We start from the raw sequence: 16,723 nt of genomic DNA, 5'->3' as shown, positions 1-16,723 counted from the left end.
TGGTGTTATCCCGCGATCATCTGATTCCAGGTGTCGGAAATCCAGTCCGCGTGATCCTTGTAAATGTCATAGCGCGGCACGATCGGCGCTTTGGGGCTGCTGACGGCCGCCAGTTCTTCTTCGGTCAAATCCGTCAGCGCAGGGTCGACGACCGGCGCGGTGCCCACGTTGCGCGACAACAGGGCCTGCGTTTCGGCCGCCGAGATAAAGTTGATAAACTCGTGAATCTCATCCACCGGCTGGGCGTGTTCGGGCACGATCCAATAGCCCGAGTCCACAACCGCGCCTTCTTTCGGGAAGGTCGAGACCACCGGGAAACCTTCGGCAGCGGCAAGACCCGCCACATCGTGATAGTACTGACCCATCGGAATCTCACCATCTTGTAGCGCCTGCTGGAACGCGCCTTCGTCCTTGTACCAAAGACGCACATTAGGGACGAGTTCAGACAGCTTGTCGAACACCTGCTGGATACCGTCCTTGGTGTCCAGAATATCCGTACCACCAAAGAAAGTGGCCGCCGTTACCTCGAGCATATGCGAGTTTGACGCGAGTCCCAGCAGACCGATTTGATCCTTATAGGTCTCATCCCACAGCGCGGCCCAGCTGTCCGGAGCTTCGGGGATTTCGTCCGAATTCGTGCACAGCGTGATGTACCACGACACCGCGCCGACGCCGTACAGAGTACCGTCGTCATAGCGGTCCTTGAACCTGTCAGGCATGTTCGACAGGTTCGGGATTTTGGAGTCGTCCAGCGCCTTGAACACTTTCTGATCCGCCCCGTGGCTGCGCGGGATACCCGCCATCAGCGACACATCCGCAGGGGCGGTTTTGGCGCGGGCAGCGTTCTTGATCTGCACCAGCCATGTCTCGCCGGTAGGTACGGCGACCGAGTTCACCTCGATCCCGGTGGCCTTGGTGAATTCGGGGAAGATGAACTGCTTGAAGCTGTCTTCAAAGAACCCGCCATAGGTTCCAACCTTAAGTGACTGGGCGGCTTGCACGATGGCGGGTGCGGCCAGCGCGGCAGCCCCGGTTGCGGCAGCGGTACCCAAAAATCGGCGGCGTGAAAGGGTGGTTGGCATTGTGATCTCCTGTTGGTCTTGTTCAGTTGGCCCGGTTCTTGGGCAGGACGCAAAGCATTTCATAGGCCAAGTTGGCCCCGATCAGCGCAGTGCAGCCGCTGACATCATATTGCGGCGAGACCTCGACCAGATCGGTTCCGACAAGGTTCAGCCCGGCACAACCGCGCACGGTTTCGAGCGCCTGAATATTGGTCAGCCCGCCCATTTCGACCGTCCCGGTTCCGGGCGCATAGGCCGGGTCCAGACTGTCGATATCAAAGGTCAGGTAGGTCGGCACATCCCCGATCCGCGCGCGGATATCCTGCATTAGGGGGGTCAGGGATTTGTGCCAGCACTCCTCGGCCTGAATGACAGTAAAGCCTTGATTGCGGCCCCAGTCAAAATCATCGGGCGCGTAACCCGTCCCCCGCAGGCCGATCTGGAACACCTTGTCATTCTGCAACAGCCCATCTTCGACCGCACGGCGGAACGGAGTGCCATGGGCGATCTTTTCGCCAAACATCTCGTCATTCGTGTCCGAATGCGCATCCACATGGATCAAGGCCACCGGACCGTGTTTGCGGGCGATCGCGCGCAGCACCGGATAGGTCAGCGTGTGATCTCCGCCCAGTGTGATCGGAACCACATCGTGGCTGAGTATCTCATCATAAGCCTCGGTGATGATGTCCATGGTTTTCTTAAGATCAAACGTGTTGATCGCCACATCGCCAATATCGGCCACCTGCATCTTGGCAAATGGTGCCGCGCCCGTGGCCATGTTGAAGGGCCGCAACATGCAGCTTTCGGCGCGGATCGCACGTGGCCCGTGACGCGTTCCCGTCCGGTTCGAGGTGCCGATATCCATCGGAATGCCCACGAAACAGGCGTCCAGTCCGGCGGCGGTTTCCTGCGCGGGCAGTCGCATCATTGTCGTGCCGCCTCCGAAACGGGGCATGTCATTGCCGCCCAGGGGTTGGTTGTAACGCGGCGCGGTCGTGTCTGGCATTATGGTTCCTGCGGCTGAGGTCATACGAAAGTCCTTTTGACCCTAATTGGCTCGGTTGGGCCAAAAAATAGCGATGCGCAAACCCTTACATTGTCATTTAACAATGTATTCCCCCTCATACATTTGTTGAAGGGTCTGGATGAACAGTCCATTTACCTTAGGTACAGCTCCGGACCGTGTGACGATCTGCATGGGACAAGAATAATCACGGCTGCTGTTGGGCAAGCGCCGCAACCGCCCCTGCTTTTCCCAACCCGAGGCCAGATGCAGCGGCAACAACCCGATATATGCCCCACTGAGGATCAGGATCAGCTGCGCTTCGATTTCTTGCGCAAAAAGGTCTCGGTCCGAGGAATGCTGGGACTTTTGCCTTTGCTGGTTCCAATACCCGCGGTGGACCCAAGCCTGCTGGGCAATGGCATCATCACCAAGGGCGTGTTCCGGAACCCCAAACAACGGATGAGTGTCCGAACAATAGAGTGCGTGATGTTCGCGATACAGGTCGGTCAGACTTAAGCCATTGCTTACATTGTCAAAACTGCCAAACCCGATATGGTAGGTACCGTCCAGTACACCTTGCTGAATATCTTGCGGTTCGGAAATCACAAGGTCGATACGCACGGCCGGAGCAGCCTCCGTGAACTGTTTGATCGCCTGCGGCAGCTTGAATGCCTCATCGGTTGTGGTGGCGTCCACAACGGCCAGTTTTAGACGCCCAACCAGATTGCCCTTTAACTCGGCCAGATGGGTCGAATGCTGATCCAGCGAGTCCATCAGTGCCAGACCGATCTGATGCACCATCCGCCCTTTTTCAGTCAGCAGAAACCCGCGCCGCCCGCGCTGGCACAGACGCACGCCCAGACGTTCTTCAAGCGCCGTTATGTGGTTCGAGATCGTGGGCTGGCTGAGGCCCAGCTCGACCTGCGCCGCCGAGAAGCCCCGGTTCCGAACAACACTGTCGAAAACGGTCAAAAGATGGATATCTGAACCCGTGATTTTCATCCTTGCATTGAGCCAGAGAAATGTATCGTTTTGCAACGCACTATTTGCAAAATCGGGCGCGCTGAATACGGTCGCGACCGCGGGCGCTGAAAATTTGATCGAACTGCGCCGGAACATAGGGACGAGTGCCATGAAGATCGCCGCATTTCAGATGCAAGCCGGAGGCAGCACCGAGGATCGGTTAGCCCAAATCGAACAGGCCTTGCACGATTCGGATGCCGATCTGCTGGTTGCGCCCGAACTGGCCATCACCGGATACGGGCGCGGTGCAGTTCTGCGCGATCTGGCGCAACCAAAAGATGGGCCATGGGTTCAACAGTTGACGCAGGCGGTGCGTGACAGCGGCATCAGCCTTGTCGCGGGTTTCCCCGAGGCCGATGGCGACGCCCGCTATATCAGCGCCTTGATCATCAACCGTGATGACCCTGATAGTCCGCTGATCTATCGCAAGAACTGTCTGTATGGCCCCTATGAAAAAGGTATCTTCCAGACGCCCGAGCGGTCCTTGGTGATGACCACAATGGCCGGTCTGACCCTTGGTTTTCTGATCTGCTACGATATCGAATTTCCTGAAAACGTGCGTCGGTTGGCGCATGCCGGGGCGCAGGTGATCATTGTGCCAACAGCGATGGCCGAAGGCCCAGCCGGAGCGTTCATCACGCAACAGGTTGTGCCGGTGCGCGCCTTTGAAAATCAGGTCTTTGTCGTGTACGCCAACCACGCAGGCTCTGACGAAAGCTATGCCTATCAGGGTATGTCCTCGATCGTGGCCCCGGACGGTCAGCAGCTGGGTTTTGCGGGGGAAGGCGGACAGGTGATCTCGGCTTCGATTGATCCAGGTGCCTATGCCCAATCGCGCGACGAGAACCCCTATTTGTCAGACACCGTGGCGCTGAACCTAACCCACCCCTAGTTGAAAGCCGCGCGCATGACCTCTTCGCTTGCGATCGTGAATGCAGATCTGCGCACGATGGAGCCCGGTGGCCCTCGGCAGCAGGCGATATTCGTGTCGGGGGATCGGGTCGCAGCGGTTGGATCAACGGAAGAGATCAAGGCATTATGTACCGTCGACACCCGGGTCCTCGACGCCGAGGGCGCAACGGTTCTGCCGGGCTTTGTCGAAAGCCATATGCATCTGTTTTTCGGCGCCTATTCCCTGAAGGTATTGCGGCTTGAGGCGATCACGGGCACTGCAGCCCTGACCCGCGCCATTCGGAAGTTTGCCGCACAAAACCCAGATGACAGCCTGCTTGTGGCACAGGGTCTGGCCTACGCGAGTTTTGACGGTCGCCAAAATCCGGACCGGCATATTCTTGACGCGATATGCCCCGATCGCCCGCTGTTGCTGCAAAGCGCTGATTTTCATAACGGCTGGGCAAATACCGCGGCGCTACAGGCTGCAGATGTGTTGCGGGGGCGCGATCTGGGACCGGGTTCGCATATTGAATTGGACCCGGACGGGATCGCCACTGGCACGCTGATTGAGCCTCCGGCCGTTGCCACGATACAGGCGCTTGGCCGCCATGGTGGGCGTGAGGTTCTGGGGCTGGAGGGGATCGAACCGGCCCAAGAAGTGACGCAAGCTCAGCGCGAGGCCGACAAGGTATTGATGCGCGAAGGGCTGCAATACTGCGCCCAGCACGGTATCACGACAATCATCAATATGGACGGCAACCTGTACCAGGCCAGTCTTCTGCAAGAGATCGAAGCCGAAGGCGATCTGTGTTGCCGGCTTGAGCTACCCTATCACTTCACGCCCGGCGAACCCGTCGAAAACATCGAGATTGCCGAGCAGATGCGGCGTAAGCTGAACAGCCCGATGCTGTGGTGCAACCGGGTCAAATTTTTCATGGACGGTACACTGGATGCGCACACCGGATACCGGGTGCGGGATTACCCCGATACACCTGGCCACAAAAGCGCGCCGCTGCATGACCCGGCCCGATTTGCCGATCTGGCGGTGGCACTGGACAAGCGCGGGTTTCAGATCGCGGTTCATGCCATTGGGGATGGGGCCGTGCGCGTGGTGTTGGACGGTTATGAGGCCGCTCACTCTGCCAACCACCCACAGGGTAATCGGCACCGGGTGGAACATATCGAATTGCTCGACCCTGCAGACCGGCCCCGCTTTGCCGCGCTTGATGTGGTCGCCTCGTTCATGCCGCCGCATCCGCCGGGATGCGGGGATTTCCCGCTAGAGCCTCTGGCCTCGATCATCGGCAGGGACCAATGGCCTGACGCCTATGTGTGGCGGACGCTCAAAGAGGCGGGTGCGCGTATCTGTTTCTCAAGCGATTGGCCGATTGCCGCCCTGCCACCTTTGACCGGGATCGACATCGCCTTGACCCGGCAGGTCTGGGACGCCGATCAAAAGGACGAGCGACTGAGTTTTGAAGATACCCTAGCCGCCTATACCAGCGAAGGGGCCTATGCCTGCCGCCGCGATGATCAGTTCGGGCGTCTGGCCCCCGGCATGCTAGCTGATATCGTAGTTCTGGACCGGGTGTTGACGGATAGAAACGCAGGTGACACCGCCGTTGAGGCTACGATCTGCAACGGGGTCGTGACCTACATGGCGAAAAACTGAAAGCCTTACGCCGTTGACGCGTTCTTTCCATCCAACCACGCGCGAATGATTTCGCGGTGGCGGTCTCGACCATAGCTGGGGAAGTGACCCCCATGCACGGTTTCCACCGGCAAATCATACAAGCGCACCATCGAGCGGTAGTAGTCCTGGGCATTGCTGTGATAGGTGTCTTCGATCAACTCGCCATCATAGACAATATCGCCCGAGAACAGGATGCCTGTCGCGGCCTCCCACAAAGCAATTCCGCCCGGCGAATGACCCGGCGTGTGGATCACCTCGAAATGCCTGTCCCCAAGATCGACGATATCGCCATCGTCCAACAGTCGCGTCGCCTGCGCACCGCTGACCGCATATGTGTCGGATCGGTAGGGCAATGGCGGCAGGCAGTCGAAAATCTCGTCCGTCACGTAGGGGTCGGCCAGCGTCGCCACGCGCGTCGGGTTGGCCAGAATATCGGCCTCTGCCCTGTGGACCGCGCGGTCCTCGAACTCATGATGACAGCCGATATGGTCGAAATGGGTGTGGCTTGCGACCGCCGTCAACGCACGTTCGGTCACCAGAGGCACCCATGTCCGCAGCGACACAACGCCCATGCCGCTGTCGACCAGCATATCGCGGTCGCGTCCACGTACATGCCACATGTTGCAGCGATAGAAAGGCGTGATGAAAGGCTCATCGATCAGGGTAATGTCTTCACCTTTGCGGGTGGTGCGGTACCAATCCTGCGGTTGCGCGCGCTGCATCAGGGGGTCTCCGGTTCGAACAGGCGAAAATTCTCGACATCTGCGGACAACGATACCACATCGCCCTGCGCCCAAGGGCGGTCAGGGGCCAGATAGGCCGTCAGGCTCAGGTCCGGGGCACAGGCCGGTGAAAGATGCGCCCGGCAATAGGTTCCGAAAAACGCCGCCGCAGTCACCGTGGCCATCCCCATCGGGAATGATCCTTGATCGTCGGCGCGGATATCCTCGGGGCGCAGGCAGATTGCGGCTTTGGTCGAGGCCGGGGCGTTCAGGGTTGGCAAAAGTCCAAACGGTGTTTCTAAACCCGCCCCGGATTTCACACCTGAAATGTGGTTATTTTCGCCCATGAAATCCGCCGTGAACAGGGTTGCCGGATAGCGGTAGACCCGGTCCGGGGTACCGTGATCTTCGATCCGGCCACGGCTCATGACCACGATCCGGTCGGCAATCGCCATGGCTTCCTCCTGATCGTGGGTAACATGGACAAAAGTTGTGCCGATCTGTTGCTGAATGCTTTTCAACTCGTCCTGCATGGATCGCCGCAGCTTGAGGTCCAGCGCGCCCAACGGTTCGTCAAGCAGCAGAACGTCCGGATTGACCGCCAGCGCCCGCGCTAGGGCGACACGCTGTCGCTGCCCACCGGACAGCGCATGAGGACGTTTGAGCGCGGCATCCTTCAGGCCAACCAGATTCAGCATCTGTTCGGCGCGTGCGTGGCGGTCTTTTCGACCCATACCGCTCATACGCAGGCCAAAGCCAACATTGTCGCGCAAGGACATGTGCGGAAACAGGGCATAATCCTGAAACACTGTGGTCGTGGGACGTTTGACCGGCGCTACACGGGTCATATCCTGACCGCTGATCAGGACGCGGCCCTGAGTAGGCTCAAGAAACCCCCCTAGGATCGACAAAAGAGTGGTCTTACCGCAGCCGGACGGGCCCAGCAGAGTCACGTATTCACCGGCCTCGATCTGCAGGTCGATCCCGGACAGCGCCTGAAACTGACCGAACCAGTGATTGAGACCCGAAAACGTGACAGACGCGGTCATTGGCGGCCTTTCCGAAAGATGGTGAGTTCCAGCAGCAGCACAACGGCCACCGATATCAGGAAGACAAAGCTACCGATTGCGTTCAGTTGCGGCGACAGGCCCGACCTGAGCAGCGACCAGATTTCAACCGGCAAGGTGACGTCAAAACGGGTCAGAAGGAAGGAGATAATAAACTCATCCCAGCTCAGTGTGACCGACAAGAAAAAGGCTGCCGCAATCGAGGGCAGCAACATGGGTATTGTCACCAACACGATCACCTTGGGCTCGGACGCGCCCAGATCGCGGGCGGCGCGTTCGGCGTTTTGCTGTTGCGCTCCCATCGAGGCATAGATGATGGCGAAAGCCAGCGGCAAATTGATGACCACATGCCCGATGGCTGCGGTCCAAAGCGAAACGCCAAAGCCCGAGCGCGTCAGAACGATCAGCAGGCCCAGCCCGACGATCAAGTAGCTGACCGTCAGGGGGGCGATCAGCAGCCCTCGGATCAAGGCCGATCCCGGCAGAACGTGCCGCGCAAGCCCGTATGCCGCCAGAAATCCCAGCGCCACGGCAACCGCAGACGACCCGAACGCGACAAGGATCGAATTGCGCAGCGCTGCCATCAAATCCTCGTCCCCAAGAATGGTCTGATACCATTGCAGGGACGGCCCGTTGAACGGTGGCACAGGCAGCGATCCTTCCTGAAACGAGAACAGGACCAGCACGCCCACCGGAAGGTAGATAAATACAAACGCAGCGATCAGGTAGGCCCAGGGCAGAAAGCGCATCATAACCGGTCAAGCCTTAACCAGCGGGCAGACAGCAGATAGGCCAGCGCGACGATGCTCATCAAGACAATGGCCAGCGCCGAGGCCAACGGAAAATCCGCGCGCCGTCCCAGTTGCACCATGATAACCTGCGGCACGGTCAATTCGGTATTGCCGCCCAGAATCTGCGGCGTGACGTAGTCGCCGATACATAGGACAAACGTTAGGAATGCTCCGGTGACGATACCGGGCAGAGTCAACGGCAAGATCACGTGTCGGAAGGTTTGAAACGCGTTAGCGCCTAGGTCCATTGCCGCCCGGCGATAGTTCGGGGACAGCTGGATCAGGTTGGCATAGATCGTCAGAGTCAGAAGCATCACAAAGAAATGCACAAAGCCAGTCACCGTAGCAAAGCGCGTATTGGCCAGCGTGATCGGCTCGGCGATGGCTCCGATCCACATCAGGGTCTCGTTCACCACGCCCTCACGCGCCAGAACCAGCAACCATGCATAGGAGCGCACCACATAGGAGGTCCAGAACGGCAGGATTGCCAGCAGCAGGGCAAGACGCTGCCAGCGCGGTGACACACGAAAGGCAATGATCCAGGCCAGCGGATATGCCAGCACGACCGAGATCACCGTCACCGTCAGTGTGATTTCCAGCGAAACCAGGATCGCCCGCCATAGATATTTCTTTTCAAGCAGCTTGGCGTAGTTGGCCAGTGACAGATCCCAAACAAGCGTTCGCCCTTCAAGCGAAGCAAGGCTCATCGCGCCCATCACAACGAAAGGCACGATGAAAAAGGCGATGGTCCACAGCAGGGCCGGGGTTACAAAGCCCCAGCCGCGGACCTGGTCCTTGGACATGTTCACTGCTGCAGAGTTTCCAGCCACAGATCCTGCATTTCGATGTCCAGATCTGCATCCGGTGCAGGGTACAGCTGTGTCAACGCCAGATAGTCAGGCTGTTGATCCCAGCGCAGGATGTCTTTTTGTACGTCGGTCAGAACGTCTCCGGCCTTGGCATTTGCGGGCATTCCCCAAAAGCACGAAGACGTCGCCAGACGGGCCTGCCCTTCGGGGCTGGTGATGTACTTGATGAACTCAACCGCCAGATCGGGGTTACTGGCCCCCTCGACCACGCCGATGGATTGCGCCCAGCGAACCGCGCCCTCCTTGGGGATGGTCCATGTCAGTTCCGGCTGTTCCGAGGCGAGCACGGCCGTCAGCCACTCACCCCCACCCACAACGATATCTACTTCGCCTGTCGCCAGTGCTGTTTGCGCCGCAACCACCCCCGCGACCGAGGCAGCTCGGCTTCGCATGGTTGAAAGGACACCATCGATCTTTGCCAAATCTCCCGCGCCAATTGCGTCCGTTGCAATGCCTTCGGCAATGGCGGCCAGCCCCATCACGGGCAGGTAGTAGTCATAGATCGAAATCCGCCCGTCATATTTCTCGGACCAGACAGTGCTCAGGCTTTCCATATCTGCGGGATCGACCTTGGCCGAGTTGTACGAGATCGTATTGTAGCCAAATTTCTCAGTCACGGCATAGGTCACGCCGTCAACTGTGTTGTTTTCGGCCATGACAACTTCGGGGAAGTAATCCGCAGTCGAGACCGCGCCCTCGGGCAGCGGGGCCAGAACACCGGCTTCGACTGCGCGGAACACATCGATCCCGTCGACCACAAGCACGTCCCAGTCGCCGGGTCTGGATTGCTCCAGCAGCGCAAGTGCCGCCCCCGTTCCCTCGTATTCCCGCAGATTGACCTTGACGTTGTGCTTCGCCTCAAACGGAGCGATCAGTTCGGGATCGGTATGGTCGCACCACACCAGAGCATTCAGTTCGCCTTCGGCCCAGGCCGTACCAGCCATCAGGGCCAGCGCCGACGCACCAAGGATTTTACGTCCAATTTGCATTCGTTTCATCTCCTGTTGATTTCGGTTTGCCCTGTTTTTTTCCGGGTCTGTCACAAAAAACTTGAACAGCCTCACCTTTGTAGTCAACTCTAAACTTAGATTTATGCCAAACGAGGTCGTTTTTCCAAATGGCAGGATTAAGAGAGCGGCAAAAGGCGGCGCGCGAGCGGCGCATCCTGGAAGCTGCGTCTGCGAAATTCCGGTCACACGGGTATCGGTCCGTGAAAATCGAAGATCTGGCTGAGATGGCCGAGGTCTCGGTCGGCACTGTTTACAACTACTATGAAACCAAAGGGGACATCCTGATCGCCACGGTCGCCATGGAGGTCGAAGAGGTCATCACAGCGGGCGCGCCGATCCTGGCGAATCCACCTTTACGCGTCGAGGACGCGATCCTAGGTCTGATTTACCAGTATTACGACCACTCCCTCGAATATCTCTCGAAAGAGATGTGGCGTACGGCGATCGCGCACTCAATCGAGCACCCCAATACGCCAAGCGGTCGGCGCTATGCCGAGCAGGATCGCCGCCTCGCGGCACAAGTGACCGAGTTAATCGGCGCCCTGCAAGACCGGGGCCAAGTGCGCCAAAGCCTTGTTGCGTCGGACTTGGGTGCGCTGATCTTCAATGCCCTGAATCAGGCTTTCGTCGAGTTCGTCAAGAATGACGATATGACGCTCGCGCAACTCAGAGATCAGATCGCGGCGCAAATCCTACCAATCGCTCATTTGATTGCGGTAAATTCAGATTAGACGGGCAATGCAATCGCGGCTCGTCTTTGATGAATCTCGGCTCTAGTCACGTGCAAACACTGAATATCCTGAAAACTCTTGTTGCCGCGTTGCAAACGTAGCAACATCGCAGGCAAGTATTGCAATAGTATTGAGGGACATCACATGGCTGGCAAATTTGAGATTTACAAAGACAAGGCTGGAGAGTTCAGGTTTCGGCTGAAAGCCGGAAACGGTGAGATCATTCTGGCCAGCGAAGGCTATGTCCAGAAAGCAAGCGCCGAGAACGGTATTTCATCCGTCAAGACAAACGCACCAAGCGACGAAAGATTCGAACGCAAGGAAACCAAATCCGGTGGCCATATGTTCAATCTGAAAGCCAGCAATGGTCAGGTAATCGGCACAAGCGAAAGCTACACAACCACCTCTGCACGCGACAACGGGATCGAATCCGTCAAACGCAATGCACCTGACGCACGGGTTGAGGATTTAACCTAAATCAACTGCGATCCGCAGACGTTGGCTGGGCTGGCTATTACCCCAACCAGCTGGCGGATTATGTGCATAGCTAATTAGACCTTTCAGGAACGCCCGAGCAAGATACATACGCGGGCTTCATCATAATCCCGACCAACGCGTGCAGATGACGAAGGCCGCAGCTACCTGCGGCCTTTCTTCTTGTTTTTCCAGAACGGCGGCACATCACCGGCCATGATGCAGCCGTAGGGATCGATATAGTCCTCGATCTCGGCCAGATCATAGGATTTGATCTGCGCCACAACGCTGTCCGCGCTTTTATAGCTGGACGGCAGTTCCGAGGCATCCACACTGCCGGCATGGAAGCGAATATCCAGACCTTCGGTTTCCGCCTTCAACATCTCATCCGGCGTGACGGACCCCATCCGGCGCTTATGTTCGGAACGCGAGAAATTCCGCCCCGCCCCATGTGGGCTGAAGCCCAGACCGTGACCTGCATCCTTGCCACGCACGACCAGCACCGGCTCGGACATGTTCAGCGGGATCAGGGTCAGCCCGGTCGCGTCGGTGGCATAGTCACCCCACGCTGGGGTTGCGCCCTTGCCGTGATAGAACAGATCGCCCCGTTTGAAGACGAAGTTGTGTTCGTTCCAGTATCGGTCCCCGACATCGCCCACACGCGCGGCCTCAACCGTCGCTTGATGGATCGCGTTGTGGTTGGCTTTGGTCCATTTGCGGATCAGTTGCAGGGCATCCCAATAATCGCGCCCTTCCTGCGTGTCAGCCGGAATCCAGGCGTTTTGCTTCGGCGTACCCGGCGACAGCTCCTTGCGGAAGCGATGCGCGACGGCCATGCCGTTCTTATACAGAACTGCCCCCGGCCCGCGCGAGCCGTGATGGGTCACAATCGCCGTCCGTCCGGTTTTGCGTGACCTGCCGACAAACAGAAAATGGTTCCCGTCGCCTTGCGTCCCCATATGCTCCTGCGCCATGCGCAGCGATTTCGGGTTGTCCAAAAACGGATTTTCACGGAACGCGTCCAGCAGTTTTAGCGAGGTTGTGAAGCGCTTGCCCTGCGGCCGACCGCCCGGTCCGAAATGCGTCACTGACTGCGCCGCATCCAGCACGGCCTTTGGGTCAGCATTCCCCAGATCGGTGATCATGACCGAGCAGCAAATGTCGGCCGAGTGCATCCCCGGATGGATCGCATTGCGCGCCGCCGCGACGCCGCCAACCGGAATCGTGCCGATCGGACCGGCCGGACAAGCATCGGGCATGATCGCCCCGGCCTCAATGGTCGGGGTCCGCATCAGCGCGGTCATCGTTTCGCGGACTTTGTCGACATTGTCTTCCTCATCCGGGTCACTGGCGTCTATATTCTCGTGAAACTGCACCTCGCCGGGCCCGCGCAGGTCCATTGTTGGCGCAATTGGAGGGATCTCGCCCTCCAGCTCCTTCCGGATGCGCACCAGACCGAAGCCTTCGGCCCGCATCTCATTCGCGCGCGCCAGCAGGGCGGGGAATTGCTTGCCCGGGCGATGTCCCCAGTCTTTCAGGTGTTCGCCCGTTACGGGATCAAATGTGTTTTCCATCATCATATTCACTCAAATTCAGGCCCCGGCGACAAGTGGGGAAGAAACAGTTCGGGAGGCCCGCCCCGCATCTGAATGGGCAGATGCGTTTGCCGTCTGGGCGCCGGCACGGAGGGGAGTTGAACCCGCTCGACCTGTCCCTGAGGTGCCATGTAGTTCCTTCGGCATTCGCCGGGGGTGTCCTTTCGTTTTGGGTCTCGACGACAAGAGTTTGGTGAAACGCCCTGCTCTACCCGACTGAGCTACCGTCCGTCCCCGTGGGGCTCGGACGAGCGGGATTCGAACCCGCGACCTGGAGAGTCGAAATCTGTAGTTCCACCGGCATTCGCCGAGACATGCCCTTTCGTTTGGGTCAGGCAGACAAGGGGTGGTGAGGCAGCGCCCTCAACGGGCGCGGATCGGTAACAGCGATGTAGTCCCACCGGCATTCTGCCTGATGTTGTTCTGATGGCCGGGGCGGCGCACCGTCCGAGCCTTGTTTATTCGTCGATCTTTTCGATCTCAGCGACCCAATGATCCGGGCCGGTTTGACCGCTGGCAAAAGCCGCGATCTGGTCAAAGACCGCATCCGAGAACCCGCCGACATTCAATACATCGGCACGCGTCTGCGCCTGCGTGGTCCCGTATGGGGCGATGTCGATGCAGACCAGCTTGGCCATCGGGTTGCGACGCTTGATCACCTCCCATTCCTTCAACATCGCTGTGCCCTGACCGCCAGCGCGGGCATCCACCCAAGACTGGTTATCGGATACGAACACCACCAGATCCGGTGCGCGACCGCGCTTGTTCAGCCAGGCCAGCGGCGCGGAACAGTTCGTCCCACCTCCGGCCAGTGCGGCCAGACGCTCGGCATTGGTCAGGATCGTGTCGCGCGGTTCCAGACGCACATCACGCACGTCGAAATCGAACGGCAACACCTGACACCCGCGGTTCACCCGTTGGAAGGACGCCGCCACCAGCGCCGCCACATCCACGTGCCGCACGCCCGAGGTCGCCCCCGGACGATACCCGGTTACGGACCACGTCATCGAGCCCGACACGTCCGGGCACACAACCACCTGCCCCGCAACCTGCGGCACGTTCTGCACGGCGATCTCCATCGCGTCGTGCAGCGCGTCCACGATCAGGCGCGGCATTTCCGGCACCACGTTTTGCGCGGCCACCATCAACTGGTACGGAAAGGCCCGTGCCTTGGCGATGGCTTTTGGGTCGCGCAGCAAAGCAGCCACGTGATCCACGTTGCGGGCCACGTCGAAAACGCCGTGACGCTGGAACGTGTTCAGGTTCTGCCGCACCATCTGCCACGAGCCCTTGCGCGCAATCCGCGCCCATTGGGCCTGCGTCAGCTCCAGTTGCGTCAACATCTGAAACGGCACATCCGGCAACGGACCCTTGCCGGTTTCCCGAAACGCGATCCAATCCCTCAGGGCCTGCGGCAGCCGTGCCAGGTTGCACGGCCGCCCGACGATCCAGGCAAACAGCGCCTCCCGCTCGGCCGAGGCCGGTTTCGGGTGCACCATTTTGATCACATCCGCCAAAGACGGGTCATTCCCGATATTGGCATTCAGCAGCGCACGGTCAGACGCTGTGTTCAACCAGGTCTGCACCATCGCTTTCGGTGCCGACCCCAGCGATTTACGCCCCGTTTGACCCGACCGGATAACTTGCACGAACGTGCGCAGCATCTTGCCGTTATCGACCACACGAGCGAAAGCTGCCCGAAACAGAACCGGATCACGCCGGGCCAGAACAGCCAGCAAGACAGCGGGCATGTCCTTCATATATCCCGATTGACGGGCATAGATCGCAGCTTGCGCCAGGTACTTTGGCTCAACGGTTTCAGCCACATCCAGAACGTATTCCAGTTCTTCTTGCGGCGACTGATAAAACATGCCCCCGAAGGTCCCGGTCACAGCGACCTGTGCCAGAGCATGGGCATCGGAATACGCATAAGCCGGAGCGCCATGAGCGTTCACTGCAGTTGCCTTTGGCAGTAACCGGCCCTTCAACGATGCAAACACGGATTTGTTCGCCATTTCCTTATCCTCATTGGTTTGTGAGGATGTTTTGGCACGGAACGGTTCGCGACAAGAAAAGAAACCAAAAACGTGGTATCTTGTTATTTTTAATTAATATTCCTGACTATTGATGAAATTCGCAACCAGCGATACGATACAACAGGATCGTAAGATATAAATTTAGATAGACTATGAAAAACGTTGTCATTGGATTCCTAGGAACGCAGCTGGACATGGGCAAGAAGCGGCGCTGGAAACCGACGCCCAGCTTGACCATCCATGACCACTTCAACGTCGATCGGCTTGAGTTGCTGCACGACCACAAGTTCAATCGCCTCGCCCATCAGGTAAAACGCGAGATCGAAGAGCTGTCACCCCAAACCGAAGTTCTGTTGCATCGTATGGACCTAGCCGATCCTTGGGATTTTCAGGAGGTCTACGGCAAGCTTTTTGACTTTGCCCGCGCCTATGGGTTCGACGAAGATCGCGAGCAGTATCACGTCCATCTGACCACCGGCACCCACGTGGCACAAATCTGTTGGTTTTTGCTTACTGAAAGTCGCCACATCCCCGCGCGACTGATCCAGACCGGGCCACCCGGACCGGATGACGCCATCCCTAAGTTCGACATCATTGACCTTGACCTCAGCAGGTACAACGCCCTGCAGCAGCGCTTCGACCAATTGTCCCGCGAGTACGGCGACCAATTGAAGGGAGGAATTGAAACGCGCAATCCGCGATATAACGCACTAATTGACCGGATAGAGCTGATCGCCAGCAACTCGAACGAACCCATCCTGTTGCTAGGAGAAACCGGCACCGGAAAGACAGAATTGGCCCAGCGGATTTACAACCTCAAATTGGATCGGCGGCGGGTCAAGGGCCGGATGGTTCACGTCAATTGCGCCACATTGAATGGCCCCGATGCCATGGCAACACTGTTTGGGCAGCGGCGCAGTTTTACGGGTCAGGCAGGAACAGAACGCAGCGGGCTATTGCGTGAAGCGGATGGGGGTGTTCTGTTTCTGGATGAGATTGACGAACTCGGATGGAACGAACAATCCATCCTGTTGCATGCAATTGAAACGGGGCGGTTCTATCCCTTGGGCTCGGACCACGAGGTGTCCACCCGGTTTCAGGTCATAGCAGGTGCAAGTCGAGATCTGCGAGTTTTATCCGCCGAAGGCGCTTTTCGCTCTGACCTGCTCGCCCGTCTGAATATGTGGAGCTTCACGTTGCCTGCGCTGCGCGATCGCCGCGAAGATGTCGAGGCCAATCTTGCTTTCGAACTGGGGCGGGCTGAACGGTCAATGGGTACTCAGGTCGGCTTCAATGTCGACGCACGCGACGCTTTCGTCCGGTTCGCCACCAACCCCGCGACTCCGTGGCCGGGAAACTTCCGCGATTTTAGCAGTTCAGTGAATCGGTTGTGCACCCTAGCGCCCAGAGGGCGCATAACGCGTTCCATGGTGACCGAGGAAATCCGGACCCTGCAATCTGACTGGCGCGCCTCGGCGCAGGATGCCGAGTTTGCATTGGTCAGAGATCTTTTGGGGCCGGCGGTCGACGATATCGATCCGTTCGATCTGGCCCAACTGGCCAAGGTAATTCAAACATGCCGCAATTCGCCTAGCCTCAGCGCGGCAGGTCGCACACTATTTGCCGTATCCCGTCAAAAGAGGACAACCCAAAACGACGCAGATCGTTTACGCAAATACCTTCAAAAGTTCGGTTTGGAATGGGACGCATTATCGGCGTGAAAGACAGACGTGCCCGTGACTCTTTTGTTC

15 protein-coding genes are annotated in these 16,723 nt (G+C 58.4%); 5 read left to right on the top strand and 10 right to left on the bottom strand.

Annotation, left to right across the window (positions count from 1 at the left end; translation table 11 throughout):
- Window positions 1–5: 5 nt before the first annotated feature.
- The 3 genes from GOW48_RS19795 to GOW48_RS19785 all read right to left on the bottom strand — a co-directional run bounded on the left by GOW48_RS19795 (window position 6) and on the right by GOW48_RS19785 (window position 3,201).
- On the bottom strand, window positions 6–1,082 hold the full coding sequence (locus GOW48_RS19795) for an ABC transporter substrate-binding protein (protein WP_170755829.1): 1,077 nt from the start codon (window positions 1,080–1,082) through the stop codon (window positions 6–8).
- Between the two features lie 22 nt (window positions 1,083–1,104).
- A complete protein-coding gene (speB, locus tag GOW48_RS19790; RefSeq protein WP_170755828.1) occupies window positions 1,105–2,067 on the bottom strand; it encodes an agmatinase in 963 nt (320 codons plus the stop codon).
- A gap of 93 nt (window positions 2,068–2,160) precedes the next feature.
- Window positions 2,161–3,201 (bottom strand): LysR family transcriptional regulator, encoded by a 1,041-nt coding sequence (locus GOW48_RS19785; RefSeq protein ID WP_170756545.1) that lies wholly within the window; start codon window positions 3,199–3,201, stop codon window positions 2,161–2,163.
- On the opposite strand from GOW48_RS19785, the gene GOW48_RS19780 reads away from it, so the two are divergent.
- Together GOW48_RS19780 and GOW48_RS19775 are read left to right on the top strand one after the other, a co-directional pair.
- Window positions 3,200–3,982 carry a carbon-nitrogen hydrolase family protein gene (locus GOW48_RS19780; RefSeq protein WP_170356358.1) on the top strand — a complete coding sequence of 261 codons (783 nt, stop codon included), beginning with the start codon at window positions 3,200–3,202 and terminating at the stop codon, window positions 3,980–3,982. The two genes, GOW48_RS19785 and GOW48_RS19780, sit on opposite strands and share 2 nt — an antisense overlap.
- Window positions 3,983–3,997: 15 nt before the next feature.
- Window positions 3,998–5,656, top strand: a complete 1,659-nt coding sequence (locus GOW48_RS19775; RefSeq protein ID WP_170755826.1) for an amidohydrolase — start codon at window positions 3,998–4,000, stop codon at window positions 5,654–5,656.
- A gap of 5 nt (window positions 5,657–5,661) precedes the next feature.
- On the opposite strand, the gene GOW48_RS19770 is transcribed toward GOW48_RS19775, so the two are convergent.
- The 5 genes from GOW48_RS19770 to GOW48_RS19750 are packed head-to-tail and all read right to left on the bottom strand — an operon-like array spanning window position 5,662 to window position 10,115.
- Complete coding sequence (locus GOW48_RS19770) at window positions 5,662–6,399, bottom strand: MBL fold metallo-hydrolase (protein WP_170755825.1); 738 nt, start codon at window positions 6,397–6,399, stop codon at window positions 5,662–5,664.
- Window positions 6,399–7,448 carry an ABC transporter ATP-binding protein gene (locus tag GOW48_RS22810; RefSeq protein WP_170755824.1) on the bottom strand — a complete coding sequence of 350 codons (1,050 nt, stop codon included), beginning with the start codon at window positions 7,446–7,448 and terminating at the stop codon, window positions 6,399–6,401. Before GOW48_RS22810 ends, GOW48_RS19770 begins: the two co-directional genes overlap by 1 nt.
- A complete protein-coding gene (locus GOW48_RS19760) occupies window positions 7,445–8,218 on the bottom strand; it encodes an ABC transporter permease (RefSeq protein ID WP_170755823.1) in 774 nt (257 codons plus the stop codon). The genes GOW48_RS22810 and GOW48_RS19760 overlap by 4 nt, the downstream gene beginning before the upstream one ends.
- Complete coding sequence (locus GOW48_RS19755; protein ID WP_170356353.1) at window positions 8,215–9,060, bottom strand: ABC transporter permease; 846 nt, start codon at window positions 9,058–9,060, stop codon at window positions 8,215–8,217. The genes GOW48_RS19760 and GOW48_RS19755 overlap by 4 nt, the downstream gene beginning before the upstream one ends.
- A 2-nt stretch (window positions 9,061–9,062) precedes the next feature.
- Entirely contained in the window at window positions 9,063–10,115 is a 1,053-nt protein-coding gene (locus tag GOW48_RS19750) for an extracellular solute-binding protein (protein WP_170755822.1), read from the bottom strand.
- A 128-nt stretch (window positions 10,116–10,243) separates the two neighbouring features.
- On the opposite strand from GOW48_RS19750, the gene GOW48_RS19745 reads away from it, so the two are divergent.
- Window positions 10,244–10,867 (top strand): TetR/AcrR family transcriptional regulator, encoded by a 624-nt coding sequence (locus tag GOW48_RS19745; RefSeq protein ID WP_170755821.1) that lies wholly within the window; start codon window positions 10,244–10,246, stop codon window positions 10,865–10,867.
- 144 nt (window positions 10,868–11,011) lie between these two features.
- Complete coding sequence (locus tag GOW48_RS19740; protein ID WP_170356350.1) at window positions 11,012–11,344, top strand: YegP family protein; 333 nt, start codon at window positions 11,012–11,014, stop codon at window positions 11,342–11,344.
- A 161-nt stretch (window positions 11,345–11,505) separates the two neighbouring features.
- On the opposite strand, the gene GOW48_RS19735 is transcribed toward GOW48_RS19740, so the two are convergent.
- Together GOW48_RS19735 and GOW48_RS19730 are read right to left on the bottom strand one after the other, a co-directional pair.
- A complete protein-coding gene (locus GOW48_RS19735) occupies window positions 11,506–12,918 on the bottom strand; it encodes an RtcB family protein (RefSeq protein ID WP_234899533.1) in 1,413 nt (470 codons plus the stop codon).
- Between the two features lie 476 nt (window positions 12,919–13,394).
- Window positions 13,395–14,951, bottom strand: a complete 1,557-nt coding sequence (locus GOW48_RS19730) for a vWA domain-containing protein (protein WP_170755819.1) — start codon at window positions 14,949–14,951, stop codon at window positions 13,395–13,397.
- Window positions 14,952–15,124: 173 nt separating this feature from the next.
- Here GOW48_RS19730 and rtcR point away from each other — a divergent pair, with 173 nt between their 5' ends.
- Window positions 15,125–16,693 carry an RNA repair transcriptional activator RtcR gene (rtcR, locus tag GOW48_RS19725; protein ID WP_170755818.1) on the top strand — a complete coding sequence of 523 codons (1,569 nt, stop codon included), beginning with the start codon at window positions 15,125–15,127 and terminating at the stop codon, window positions 16,691–16,693.
- The last annotated feature ends 30 nt before the right edge of the window (window positions 16,694–16,723 follow it).

The sequence above is a fragment of the Ruegeria lacuscaerulensis genome, from assembly GCF_013033355.1.
GTDB lineage: Bacteria > Pseudomonadota > Alphaproteobacteria > Rhodobacterales > Rhodobacteraceae > Ruegeria > Ruegeria lacuscaerulensis_A.
Note: the sequence above shows the minus strand (reverse complement) of the source record. Positions and strands in the feature narration are given on the sequence as shown.